The organism is Nitrosomonas sp. Nm166, assembly GCF_900112825.1.
Lineage (GTDB): Bacteria > Pseudomonadota > Gammaproteobacteria > Burkholderiales > Nitrosomonadaceae > Nitrosomonas.
Genome location: NZ_FONE01000031.1, coordinates 28,647 through 41,845, shown reverse-complemented (window position 1 = coordinate 41,845; position 13,199 = coordinate 28,647). Strand labels below are relative to the sequence as shown.

11 protein-coding genes are annotated in these 13,199 nt (G+C 44.7%); 3 read left to right on the top strand and 8 right to left on the bottom strand.

Annotated features, from left to right (window positions below; translation table 11 throughout):
* The first annotated feature begins 751 nt into the window (after positions 1 to 751).
* On the top strand, positions 752 to 2,509 hold the full coding sequence (locus BM021_RS09855) for a bifunctional ornithine lipid synthase OlsF (protein ID WP_090720872.1): 1,758 nt from the start codon (positions 752 to 754) through the stop codon (positions 2,507 to 2,509).
* A gap of 23 nt (positions 2,510 to 2,532) precedes the next feature.
* Here the strand turns inward: BM021_RS09855 and BM021_RS09850 are convergent, their stop codons facing one another.
* The 4 genes from BM021_RS09850 to BM021_RS09835 form a co-directional block, all read right to left on the bottom strand.
* Positions 2,533 to 3,816 (bottom strand): diguanylate cyclase, encoded by a 1,284-nt coding sequence (locus BM021_RS09850; protein WP_090720871.1) that lies wholly within the window; start codon positions 3,814 to 3,816, stop codon positions 2,533 to 2,535.
* A 223-nt stretch (positions 3,817 to 4,039) separates the two neighbouring features.
* Positions 4,040 to 4,870, bottom strand: coding sequence for a metal ABC transporter permease (locus BM021_RS09845; RefSeq protein ID WP_090720870.1), 831 nt, complete (start codon positions 4,868 to 4,870; stop codon positions 4,040 to 4,042).
* Positions 4,870 to 5,688, bottom strand: coding sequence for a metal ABC transporter ATP-binding protein (locus tag BM021_RS09840; protein ID WP_256207866.1), 819 nt, complete (start codon positions 5,686 to 5,688; stop codon positions 4,870 to 4,872). The genes BM021_RS09845 and BM021_RS09840 overlap by 1 nt, the downstream gene beginning before the upstream one ends.
* Positions 5,666 to 6,529 carry a metal ABC transporter substrate-binding protein gene (locus tag BM021_RS09835; RefSeq protein WP_256207865.1) on the bottom strand — a complete coding sequence of 288 codons (864 nt, stop codon included), beginning with the start codon at positions 6,527 to 6,529 and terminating at the stop codon, positions 5,666 to 5,668. The genes BM021_RS09840 and BM021_RS09835 overlap by 23 nt, the downstream gene beginning before the upstream one ends.
* 292 nt (positions 6,530 to 6,821) lie before the next feature.
* Between BM021_RS09835 and BM021_RS09830 the strand changes: the two genes are divergently transcribed.
* Entirely contained in the window at positions 6,822 to 8,900 is a 2,079-nt protein-coding gene (locus tag BM021_RS09830; protein WP_090720867.1) for a TonB-dependent receptor, read from the top strand.
* Between the two features lie 93 nt (positions 8,901 to 8,993).
* Positions 8,994 to 9,455 (top strand): nickel-responsive transcriptional regulator NikR, encoded by a 462-nt coding sequence (gene nikR, locus BM021_RS09825; protein ID WP_090720866.1) that lies wholly within the window; start codon positions 8,994 to 8,996, stop codon positions 9,453 to 9,455.
* 144 nt (positions 9,456 to 9,599) lie between these two features.
* On the opposite strand, the gene ureG is transcribed toward nikR, so the two are convergent.
* The 4 genes from ureG to ureC are packed head-to-tail and all read right to left on the bottom strand — an operon-like array spanning position 9,600 to position 13,183.
* On the bottom strand, positions 9,600 to 10,235 hold the full coding sequence (gene ureG, locus BM021_RS09820) for an urease accessory protein UreG (protein ID WP_090720865.1): 636 nt from the start codon (positions 10,233 to 10,235) through the stop codon (positions 9,600 to 9,602).
* Between the two features lie 17 nt (positions 10,236 to 10,252).
* Positions 10,253 to 10,930: an urease accessory protein UreF gene (locus BM021_RS09815; RefSeq protein WP_090720864.1), complete on the bottom strand. Its 678-nt coding sequence runs from the start codon at positions 10,928 to 10,930 to the stop codon at positions 10,253 to 10,255.
* A gap of 2 nt (positions 10,931 to 10,932) precedes the next feature.
* Positions 10,933 to 11,463 carry an urease accessory protein UreE gene (gene ureE / locus BM021_RS09810; protein ID WP_090720863.1) on the bottom strand — a complete coding sequence of 177 codons (531 nt, stop codon included), beginning with the start codon at positions 11,461 to 11,463 and terminating at the stop codon, positions 10,933 to 10,935.
* A 13-nt stretch (positions 11,464 to 11,476) separates the two neighbouring features.
* Positions 11,477 to 13,183 (bottom strand): urease subunit alpha, encoded by a 1,707-nt coding sequence (gene ureC / locus BM021_RS09805; protein ID WP_090720862.1) that lies wholly within the window; start codon positions 13,181 to 13,183, stop codon positions 11,477 to 11,479.
* Positions 13,184 to 13,199: the final 16 nt, after the last annotated feature.

Below are 13,199 nucleotides of genomic sequence, written 5' to 3'. Positions count from 1 at the left end.
ACCGCCTTGATCAGACGCTTCCTGAGATCATTCGATAAGGGTTTTGGCATATGTCACCTCCTCATAGCAAGATCATCAACTATATCTCATCCTTTGAGAATCCTTATCGACTCTATTTAAGTGCAGAATGCTCTAGTACTTTCTCTGCCATTTGGTAGAAGTCTGGGTTTGATTGCTTTAGGGATCATCATAGGGCAAATCATCTGGATTTATCCCAATATAGTCTGGCTCCGGCGTTTTTATGAACTGTACCGCCATAATGTGAGATTGATTTTGTAGCATAGCTTTAACAACACGATGCATTCCATCCATAACTCGGCCATCTGCGGAAAGAATGATGGGATAAATCAGGTCTGTCTTTTACAAGTCTCATGTGCTCAATCAAGTCACGACAAGTCGGTAATGAGTCTTTCGCATCAAACTAATATGGTTCGTCAATCTCTCGAATGGAAGAAAGTGCAACCGGATAGGGTATAAGCACATGCGCTAGCTTAACGAGAGGATGCACATCCCATGCCAGGAGTCCTCTGGTGCTTTTCCAGAAGTGATATTGCTTACGCATGCTTAGTGTGTTAAGTCTGTCTGCGCGAAGAATAGATTAGAGTTGCGTAGCTGTATGCGAATATGCCACTCAGATGTTTCTATTAATTCATCTTATTTTAGAAAAACAAGGAAATACTTAACGTCATTTTTTTGTCATATTAATCCTATATCTTGACCGCATTCAATTTGCAGGATGGAGTACAGCGTTATGCTTGATGTGGATGCTTTGCTGAAAGATTATTTTCAGCATACGGATGAGAACAGTGATAAGCCTTTGATGAAGACCGCTTCTTCGTTATTAAAGAAGCTGCTGCATCAGGAAGAGATTAATTCTTTTATTGAAACGCATCGGCATCTGGAAGGATTGGAATTTAACGATGCCGTGCTGGAGCATTTTAATTTTACTTTTCAAGTTTCCAGTAAAGACCGGGCACGCATTCCAGATCAGCGTCGTGTATTGATTGTTGCTAATCATCCGCTGGGTTCGCTGGATGGGTTGGCGCTTCTTAAGTTGATATCAGAGATCAGGAGCGATGTGAAGATTGTCGCAACGACGATGTTGAATTGTATTGATCCACTGCAAAGCTTGCTTTTATCGGTCGATAATTTGTCAAAATCGGCCAATCATCGCGGCAGCATGAATCAAATCATCGAAGCACTGGAAGCAGATCAGGCGGTTATTCTGTTTCCAACCGGAGAAGTTTCACGGATTTCTCCGATGGGTATTCGCGATGGTAAATGGAAAACCGGTTTCTTATCTTTGGCTAAGAAAACCAAGACACCCATTGTTCCAGTCTATATTGGCGGTAAGAATTCAACACTGTTTTATGGCCTTTCAAGTATTTACAAGCCCTTGGGAACGATGATGCTGATCAATGAAATGTTCAATAAAAAAGGCAGCGAAATTTTATTCAGGATCGGCAAACCGATTCCATGGGAATCTATCGCAGCCATGGATTTATCCAAAAAAGCCGTGGCAAAATTAATGCGCAAGCAGGTCTATTTATTAGGCAAGAAAAAGAAAAAAGAACTGTTCAAGCCGATTGAAAATATTATCCATCCAGTTCGTACCCAATCAATCCGCAAGGAAATGAAAGCCTCGCAATTGATCGGTAAAACCCAGGATGGAAAGCATATCTATCTGTTTGACTATCTGCCAAATTCCAGTGTAATGCGTGAAATAGGGCGGCTGCGCGAATTATCCTTCCGGCAGGTGCAGGAAGGAACAGGCAATGCCCTGGATATCGATAGCTATGATCGCTATTACCGTCACCTGATTCTCTGGGACGAAGACGAACTGGAGATTATCGGCTCTTATCGAATCGGAGAAGCCTCTAGAATCCTTAAGGAATATGGGGAAACAGGTTTATACACCAATAGCTTATTTACCTTCAACAAGACATTTATGCCTTATCTTGAACATGCGATTGAGTTAGGGCGCAGCTTTATTCAACCCAGATATCAGGGAAAGCGCAGCCTGGATTATCTCTGGTATGGGATTGGTGCTTATCTTTATCAGCATCCAGAGGTACGCTACTTGTTTGGTCCGGTTTCACTGAGTACTTCCTGGCCTGAACCCGCTCAAAAAGTGATCGCAAGTTTTTACACAACGCTTTTTGGCAATGACAGATCGATTGCTAAACCTAGAATGCCTTTTAATTTTGATCAGATTAAAGATTTTGTACCATTCAGGCATGTTACAGATGAAGTTGAATATAAGAAGGCTTTTAGCATTTTTAAGGAAAAAATGGATGATCTGAATGTCAAAGTGCCTGTTCTGTATAAGCAATATGTAGAATTATGTCAGCCGGGAGGCTGCGAATTTTTCGGTTTTAATGTTGACCCCAAATTTTCAAATTGTATTGATGGCTTGATTCTGGTGCATATCAATACTATTAAAGAAAAGAAATATCAGCGCTACATTGAAAGCCATGCAACCGCTATGCGGAATTTGAATACCGCATAGTCTCATGTCTTATAAATATTTTATCAACGATAACGGGTAATGACTTTATTGCCGCCATCTGATTTTGCTTCATAGACGGTTTCTGTAACAACTCTTAATAATCCGGAAAAATCACCTTGCCAATCTCGGCGGAATTCAGTAACTCCCACACTTGCGGTGACATCCAAGTCTGCGAGTCGCAAGCTTTCAATTAATAGGCGTATTTTTTCCGCAATAGCTGTTGCATTGGATATATCGCAGTGAGACATCAGCAGTACGAATTTCTCCTCGCCATAACGGACAAGGATATCTTCTTTACGGGTAGATCTGGTCATTACAGAAGCAATTTCCTTTAGCACAATGTCACCGCTTGCATGACCATAATGATCATTGATTGATTTGAACCGGTCTATATCGACCATGATCAGGCTGCATGGAATGCTATGCCGAAACGCTTCACTTAATTTTGACGGTGCAATCTCCATGAGATAATAGCGATTATATAAACCGGTCAATGGATCTTTAATTGCTAGCTCTTGTAACAGGTCTTGTTGTGCGATTGCCTTGTCTATTAATTTTTTGCTGGTAATCAGGTTACTGACTCTGACAAGCAATTCTTCTTGAATTAATGGCTTGGTAACATAATCACTGGCTCCCAGGCGCAGCAATTCGATCTTGTGCGCAGTATCATTCAGGACCGAGAACACCAGTAGGGGTACAAATCTTTTATTGTCATCCTCTAAATGACGTATTGCTTTTACAGTGCCATGGCCATTTAATTTGCCTTTGAGCAATATGTTCGTGAGCACTAAATCGTAAGTATTTTTCTGAAACGCTTCTATACCTTCCTCGCCAGTTGCGAAGTGATCGACTGTATAGCCGTTGTCTCTTAGTACTGCTGAGGTCAAGCTTGCAGCTGATGGGCTATCTTCAATATACAAGATATGCCCAGATATCGTTTTACTGCCTTTTTTTCTGAAAAATTGTGCAGTATAGCTTGTGATTTTATCCAATTCATGTTTGGCAAATATTTCAGTTACGCCTGCTGAGAATGCCTCATCAAGTAATTTTTTATCTTCATTTGAAGTAACCATAATGACTGGTATTTGCCGAGTGCGCAAATCAGCTCGAAGATGCGATGAAAACTTGGGTGCATCCATATCTTGCAAATGCATCGCCACAAACACAACGTCAAAAGATTGTTTTTGCAGCAGCATCAATGCTTCACTGCCAGTTGAAGCTTGTTTGGTTTCAAGTCCTCCCAATTCAATCGCAGACGATAAAAGTTTTTGATACATTCTGGATGGTTCAACAATAAGTCCTTCCATATTTCTCCTTTAATTGCCAAAATTTGGCTGTCCGTAAGATCAAACGTTTCGCTGCAAAAACTCATGTTTTGATAGCGACATAACGATTGAATTTTTTAGGGAAATTTTTTCGGAAATGATGAAGAAAACAGAAGAAGTCTTACAAATTATCAGATAACTTTATGAACTAACAGGATATTTATTAAAAGCCCTGCTATGCAGCAGAAACGTTGTAGTGCCAGATTTATTCGGTACCTTTTTGGCAATTACGAAGCGGTTTTGCGAATAGGGATAGACTGAATAACAATGCGCCAAACAAAACGATGGTTGCACCAGAAGCTACATTAAAAATATAGCTTAAATACATACCGGTCATACCTGTTACAGAACCTATCAGTGCTGAATAAATGATCATTTTGCTAAAACTGTCTGTCAGCATTCTCGCAGTCATGGCAGGCGCAATGAGTGTCGCAGCAACCATGGTGACACCAGCTACGTTTAGGGACGCGATAACGAAGAGAGTAAGTAAAAACAAGAATAGCAGTTGTACCGACTCGGTTCTGATTCCAAATATGTGGGCAGCTTCGCTATCAAATGTAGAAAAAAGCAGCGCCCGATACAAAAAAAACATTGTGATCAGTGTGAGGGTTGTGACAAGCCCGATAACCACCAAATCTTGCTCAGTGATTCCAAGGATATTGCCGAACAGGGCAGCCTCGAAGTTTTGTCTAAAATTTCGCAGCTTGCTTACGATTGCCACACCCAACGCAAACATGGCGGTTGTGACAATCCCGATTGCGGCATCCAATTTAATCTTGTTATTTTTAGTAATTCTGTCGATCGCCAGGGCAGCGAGTAAACCTATCGTGCATGCACCGGCATAGAAATTGAGGTTCAGCGCGAAGCCTAGCACGGCTCCGCCAATTGCCGCGTGAGATAAACCATGACCGACATAGCTCATGCCACGCAGCACTACATAGACACCGATCAAGCCGCCTGAAGCGCCAACCATCAGTGCTGCAAGCAAGCCACGACGAAAGAATTCATACTCGAATGGTTCGAGAAGAAATTCCATTATTGATTTTGATTCTCAAAGTTGAGAGGGGTGCTATTGGCGATCAAAAGATGCCCTTCGTGTTTAACGATGACAATGTTACCGCCATAGGTCTGAGTTAGGATTTCATTGGTAAAAATGTCATAAGGCCGGCCTTGCGCGACAACGCCTCTATTAAAGCAGATAACCCAGGGCAGGTGAGAAGCGACCGCATTGAGGTCATGAGTGGTCAATAAAATGGTGATCCCTTCATTGTTGATATCACTCAATAGCTGCAATACCTCATGCTGGGTTTTGATATCGACTCCCGAAGTGGGCTCATCAAGTATCAGAAGTTTGGGATTGCTGATTAGGGCACGTGCAAGGAATGCACGCTGCCGCTGGCCGCCTGATATATTGCTAATATGCTGTTTCAGGCAGTCATCAACGCCCAATCGATCAGCCAGATCATGAACACTTCTGCGCTCCTCTTTGCTGAGCCAAGGCCAGATACGCCTACTGATGTAGAGTCCCATCATGATCACTTCTTCTACAGTCACCGGAAAATTCCAGTCGACACTGCTAAGTTGCGGCACATAACCAACAGTCCCTGGCTTTGCTTTTATTGGATGATCTTGGTGCAATTGTACTTGACCGGAAATAACAGGGTGTACACCTAAGATAGTTTTGAGAAGAGTAGTTTTGCCACAGGCAGTAGGGCCTACGATACCGGCAAATTGACCTGCGGTGATTTCCAGGAAGAGATTTGTAAATACCACATTTTGCTCATAAGCGGCAGTAACATTGCTTAAATTGACGACAGAATGCAATTGCAAATCAGAAGGCGCTATTGCTTGCATCAACATTGGCCATACAGGTTGGGTTGCCGCTGAGCGCCTCTGTCATGACAGTCATGTTGCTGACCATCATGCCAATGAAAGAATGATTGGGTGGGGCAGGTAACTCATCATCAGAGAGTTGATCAATGAATTTGACATTCGCTTCGCGCGCAATTTGTTCCATTACTTTACTGGGAAAGACATCGGAACCGAATATTGCCGGCACGCCTGTTTTTCTGATTTGCTTAATGATACTAATGACTTCCTGCGGACCAGGTTCGGAGAAATCAGCAGGCTGCACGGCCGCAATCACTGTCATGCCATACCGGGGAGCGAAATAAGCGAAGGAATCATGATAGGTAATCAGTTTTCGATTGCTCTCGGGAATTGTTGCAACACATTTAAAAATTGCTTGATCCAGTTTCTGCAGCTTGGCGAGATAAGTTGCCGTATTTGCCAGATATCCTTGCTTGTTCGCCGGATCAAGCGCAATAAGATTTTCCTTGATTATTTCAGCATACCGCATGACCAGTTCGATGTTTAACCATAAATGAGGATTGGGATGCCCGTGTTCGCGCGGAAAACTAAAATCGTACTGCCAGTCTTCTTCCTTGAGTACACGGTTTCCCAGTTGCAGGATTGGAGTTCCGGCTTTTTTTATTTTCTTTGCCAATATTAAAGTGGGTAGCTCCAGATCAAGGCCATTAACAATAATCATGTCGGCTGCTCGCAGCGTTTTTACATCGGAAGGAGCAGGTTCATATGTATGAGAATCGGTTCCAGCGGGCACAAGGCCGGTTACATTAATATAAGTTCCGCCAATATTTTGCACCATATTGGTGATGGGAGAAACGGTGGTCACGATTTCGAGCTTCTTATGCTTATTCGATGCAGAAACTGCAGTTTGAAAGGAGAAAGTTATTAAGAATAATAAGAAAATTGCAATATAGTTAATGGGCATTCTCATCACGGTTCCCTGATTTCTCTCTTCAAAAATATATATTGCAAGTCGTGTGCTGAGTGAGAAATCCCTATTCACAGTTCACAGAGGCTTATTTCAGAATGTATGAAAATAAATAAATTTATCATACATTCTGGGCTAATATAAAGATTCACGCAGCTTTAAAAATATCTGAATTGACGGGAGAATAAGCGTGAAAGAAGCGACAGGATTTGCTACAGCACTATTTCGAACGATAATTTTATGCAGTGTTCTTGCGCTGGTCGAAGTGCCTTCTTTAGTTAATGCTGCGGGCGTACCGGCACTTAGAGAGGTAACGGTACGTGCCAATGCGAAAGAGTTGATAGGCAGTGCAAATTCTGCCAATGAAGGCACTGTTCTGAAGCAGCAACTCGATCTGCGCACAGTTTATCGGCCAGGAGAATTGCTGGAAAGTGTGCCCGGCCTAATCGTTACCCAGCATAGCGGTGAAGGGAAGGCTAATCAGTATTTCTTGCGTGGGTTTAATCTTGATCATGGCACCGATTTGCGCATTACCGTCGATGGCATGCTGGTCAATCAGCGTTCGCATGGCCATGGGCAGGGCTGGGCAGATACTAATTTTATTATTCCGGAACTGGCCGGCAATATGCAGTATTTGAAGGGACCGTATTATGCGGATCAAGGCGATTTCTCCTCAGCCGGCGCCGTCAGCATGAATTACGTTGATAAGCTGCCAAAGGGCATTGCCAGTTATGGCCTAGGACAGCAGGGATTCATGCGGGGTTTAGTGGCAAAATCACATGCAGTGGGAAGTGGCAATGTTCTGTATGCTATGGAACTGTTCACTAAAGATGGCCCTTGGGTCAAGCATGAGGATTTCAAGAAGTTTAACGCGGTATTACGCTATAGCCAGGAAGCGGGATCGACCAAATTCAACATCACGGCAATGGGCTATGGTGGAAACTGGAATTCAACTGATCAGATTCCACAGCGGGCAGAAGCAAGCGGCTTGGTTTCCCGATTGGGCACCATTGATCCGAGTGATGGTGGTGAAGCGCATCGCTTCAGTCTTTCAAGTGCGCTGCAGCATACTAGCCGTTTCGGTGTTACGCAACTAAACCTGTATACGCTCCATACCAATCTGGCATTATTTTCAAATTTTACTTATTTCCTGGATGATCCTGTAAATGGGGATCAATTTTCCCAAGTTGATAAGCGTTTTCAGTCTGCCATAAATTTGAGTCACCTGTGGGTAAATAAAATTGCTGGGTTTGAAGTTGAAAATACGGTGGGTGCTCAGTTCCAGAACGATGTAATCGACAATGGCCTGCTCAGCACAAAACAGCGCCAGACACTATCGACTACTCGCAAGGATCATATTAACCAGAATAGTGTGGGAATCTATTATCAGAACAGCATACAGTGGCTGGAAAAATTTCGCAGCGTGGCGGGTGTACGCTCGGACTATTATTGGTTTGACGTCAACAGCCAACAAAGCGCTAACTCGGGTAATCGCTATGACAGTATGACGAATCCCAAGCTGAGCTTGATTTTTGGGCCTTGGGCACAAACTGAATTTTATTTTAATTATGGCAGTGGCTTTCATAGTAATGATGCGCGAGGAACAACCTCCACTGTGGACCCCAAATCAGGTGACCCCATTAACAGAGTAAACCCGCTGGTACGTTCGACGGGCTATGAAGTCGGACTGCGCACTGCCATTGTTCCCGGCTTGCAGGCTTCCTTCGCCTTGTTTCGTCTGGATTTGGATTCAGAACTGCTATTCGTTGGCGATGCCGGAACGACTGAAGCAAGCCGCCCGAGCAAGCGGGAAGGGTTTGAGCTATCAGCATTCTATATGCCAGCTCATTGGTTAATGATCGATTTGGACTATGCGCTGGCACGTTCGCGTTTTAGTGATTCCGATCCGAATGGTGATCACATACCCGGGGCAATCAGAGGGGTAGGTAAGCTGGCAATTTCAGTAGACAACACTGGCCCTTTTCTGGGGAGCATGCAACTGCGCTATTTTGGCAAGCGCCCGCTCATCGAGGATAACAGCGTGCAATCCAATCACACCGTGACGCTGAATGGTCAGATCGGTTACAAGATCAGCAAAAATGTACGTGTGTTATTGCAAGGATTCAATCTATTGAATACGCATGCGCATGCAATCGACTATTACTACACTTCCAGGCTTCCTGGTGAGCCTGCTGCTGGGGTAGCTGATTTGCATTTTCATCCGATTGAAAGCCGCTCATTTCGCGTCAATTTGGTGGCTAATTATTAAGTCAGTAAATGAATTTACAATTTCTGTTCATTGGTGGATAAAATCGGGTTATTAGGTGGGAAATTTTGTAAGTAGATTCAGGGGAAATTATTGATGGAACGTTTTACTGTTTCGATGGATGATCAGCTTTTTGAGCAATTCGACAAGATGGCGCATGCACAGGGTTATATTAATCGCTCAGAGGCAGTCCGCGATCTTATCCGTAACTATCTTGAGACTGCCCGGTTGCAGAAAGATAATAAAGGTTATTGTATTGCTACCCTTAGCTATATTTATAACCACCATCAAAGGGATCTGGCCAGTCATGTGACGTCTGTACAGCACCAGCATCATGACTTGACGCTGTCGAGTATGCATGTTCATATGGATCACGATAACTGCCTTGAAGTCGTTATTCTGCGGGGCACCATTCAGGATGTCAGACGTTTCGCCAATCAGGTGATTGCAACCAATGGTGTACGGCACGGCAAGCTGCATATTGTGCCAATCGAACTCTCACAGCAAATGCACGAGCATTCATCTGTACCTCATATACATAGCAGTCCGCTCACTTAACGATTACTATTGACCCGGCTGCGTGAAGTTTTCATGCAGATCGTATGAGTAATGCCATGTATTTATTGGTTTTTAAATAGTTATCGATTAAAACATCATCCAATTGAATCAATATCTATCAATTTAGTTAATGAAAGAAGTCAATCAGCTTCGCTGTTGTTTTACTTCTTCCAGTAGCCCTTGTTTCACAATGAAATCCACAATTTGCTCAACGCCTTCGCCAGTATGTAAATTTGTAAATACAAATGGCCGGTCTCCGCGCATTTTTTTTGCATCCTGCGCCATCACTTCCAAGCTTGCACCGACGTAAGGAGCAAGATCGGTTTTGTTGATGACAAGAAGTGCTGAGCGCGTGATGCCGGGGCCGCCTTTGCGCGGTATTTTTTCACCGGCGGCAACGTCGATTACATAAATGGTCAGATCGGACAGTTCGGGGCTGAAGGTAGAGGCGAGATTATCACCTCCAGATTCGACCAGAATAAGATCAAGATCGGGAAAATCGGCAGTCATGCGCGCAATGGCTTCAAGGTTGATAGATGCATCTTCCCTGATCGCCGTATGCGGGCATCCACCTGTTTCTACGCCCATCAAACGCTCAGGCGGCAGGGCATTGGCGCGCAACAGGATCTCCATATCTTCTTTGGTGTAGATATCATTGGTGATGACAGCCATTTCATAGCGATCGCGCATTTTTTTACTCAATGCTTCACATAAAGCAGTTTTTCCCGATCCAACGGGACCACCGATGCCAACGCGAAGAGGATTTGATTGTTTGTTCACGCTTCCATTCCAAAAAATTACGATCGATAAATTCTACTGTACTGCGTTTCGTGTTGCATGGACAGCAATGACAACCCCGGCGACCAATTGGATAATTCATCATCCTTGAGCTGCTGCGCGCGTAACGATGCGGTTTCAATCATGGCGTGCAGGGAAAATAAAAGGCGTTGCCCGGCGACTTGGCCGAGTGGAACGGACTTAACACAAACTAACACTTGATTTTCAACCAGAGAAAATAGCATGCCCAGCAATGCAGCTTCATGCGGTACAGCAAGCGCTTCTGCAGCACAAGCAAAGGCAGTGGGTAAAGGGATTTCTGATTGGCTTGCCAATATCGCCTGCAGTGATTCGTCTGCAATCTTCAAATCCATGATGAGTTTGCCTAAGGAATATCCCATCTGAATGGTTTCTGCACGAAACTCGGCAGTATCACGTGCGGCAATAAAGCATTCGGTCCAATAATTGACCGTTGCAGCATCACGTGCCGCAAAAGCTCTCAGCAGGCGCCATACGATGGGTGCTTCAAAATCTGCAACAATACCTAAAGACTCAGTAATCCACGCGCGCGCCGAGCGCTCATCATAGACTGTACCTTTTTCAATAGCTGATTCCAGGCCTTGCGAATAGGTATAGGCACCGATGGGTAATGATGGACTAGCCAGTTGCAGCAGGCGAAGCAATAGGGCAGATTGCAAGATTATTCCTTGGATTGTGTATCGGAAGGTCGATGAATCTTTTGTCGTGCGGGTATGGGTGCAAGGGGGCCATGCGCATGATAATGACCATCGCCATGGTGATGATGTCCTCCGCCACCATAAGCGCCTGATTCCGGCTCGAATTGTGCATTTTCTGCTACGACAGTAGCACCTAAACCTTCCAGCATTTGCTTTAATACCGTATCTTGGTGAATCCGCAAGAAAGCTTCACCAACCTGGGTTTGTGTATGGCGGTTTCCCAAATGAAAGGCGCAGCGCAGTAAATCATGAGGTGTGCGGCAGGTAATCCGGTAAACAGGTTCGCGGGCAGCGATGATTTGCACTACGCGTCCATCATTGCTTTTGAGCAGATCATTGTTGCGCAATATGGTGCCCCGTACGGTAAAAATCGCAACTTCCTCACCCGACGCAAGTACCGTTCTTAGCCGGCTATTCTCGCGCATTTCGTAGGGTAGAATGAGTTGCGCAAAAACTGATTCTGTGTGATCTATTTTAGTATTCAGCGTAAGCATTTATTTTTTATTCCTAGAACAGGAAATAGCGCTGCGCCATAGGCAGCACATCTTCTGCACCACATGTCAATAATTGTCCATCAGCACGTACTTCGTAGGTTTCCGGATCAACTTCCATTTTAGGCGTTGCGCTGTTGTGAATCATGTCTTTCTTGCGCAGATTCCGGGTATTCTTTACGGGAATGATATTTTTATCCAACTTTAGCTGATCGACTAGGTCAGCACTGAGCGCTGCTTGTGAAGCAAAGGTGAAACACGATGTTTTGATCCCTCCGCCATAGCCGCCAAACATATAGCGGTAATGCACCGGTTGCGGTGTTGATATCGAAGCATTGGGGTCACCCATCAGCGCTGCAGCGATCATTCCGCCCTTTAAGATCATGGATGGCTTTACACCGAAGAAAGCAGGTCTCCACAACACCAGATCAGCATACTTGCCGACCTCAATAGAGCCGACTGCATGCGAAATGCCGTGCGTAATGGCGGGATTGATGGTGTATTTGGCGATATAGCGCTTCACCCGGAAATTATCATGTTTGGAATTATCTTCTTGCAATGTGCCCCGCTGTATTTTCATCTTGTGCGCCGTTTGCCAGGTACGCAGGACAACTTCACCGATGCGTCCCATTGCTTGAGAATCAGAAGACATCATCGAAATAGCGCCCATATCATGCAAAATATCTTCGGCGGCAATCGTTTCTTTCCGGATGCGTGATTCCGCAAAGGCAAGATCTTCTGCAATATGAGCGTGCAAATGATGGCACACCATCAGCATGTCCAGATGCTCATCAAGTGTGTTTACAGTATAAGGGCGGGTTGGATTGGTCGATGAAGGTAAAACGTTATCCTGACCTACAACTGCAATGATATCCGGCGCATGACCCCCGCCAGCGCCTTCGGTATGGAAGGTATGAATAGTCCGGCCCTTCATGGCAGCGATGGTGTTTTCCAGATAGCCGCCTTCATTGATGGTATCTGTGTGAATAGCAACCTGGACATCATATTTATCTGCAACAGTCAGGCAATTATCGATGGCCGCATAAGTGGAACCCCAGTCTTCATGTAGTTTCATGCCGCATGCTCCAGCCAGAATCTGTTCTTCCAGCGGTGTTGGCAAGCTGGCATTACCCTTACCGAAAAGGCCTGTATTCATGACCAATCCATCCGATGCTCTTAACATTGAATGAATATGCCAGGGTCCTGATGTACAGCTTGTTGCTGTTGTACCAGTCGCAGGGCCTGTGCCGCCGCCGAGCATGGTAGTGATGCCATTCATCATCGCTTCTTCAGCTTGCTGTGGTGAGATGAAATGAATGTGCGTATCGACAGCCCCGGCTGTAACGATCAGATTTTCACCCGCTATAATCTCAGTAGCAGCACCAATATTCATGGTAATGTCAGGCTGAATGTCCGGGTTCCCGGCTATGCCGATCGCTGCGATTTTGCCATTCTTGATGCCGATATCCGCTTTAACAATCCCCCAGTGATCAATAATGATTGCATTGGTGATGACGGTATCCATAACGTCTGCATGATTACGCTGGGACTGGCCCATGCCATCGCGAATCACTTTTCCACCGCCAAACTTCACTTCTTCCCCATACGTGGTGAAGTCCTTTTCAATTTCTATAAAAAGTTCTGTATCGGCTAGACGGACGCGATCGCCAGTCGTTGGACCCATCATTTCAGCATAGATGTGCCGGGAAATTTTTAAGCTCATTTTTTACTCCTGTGAA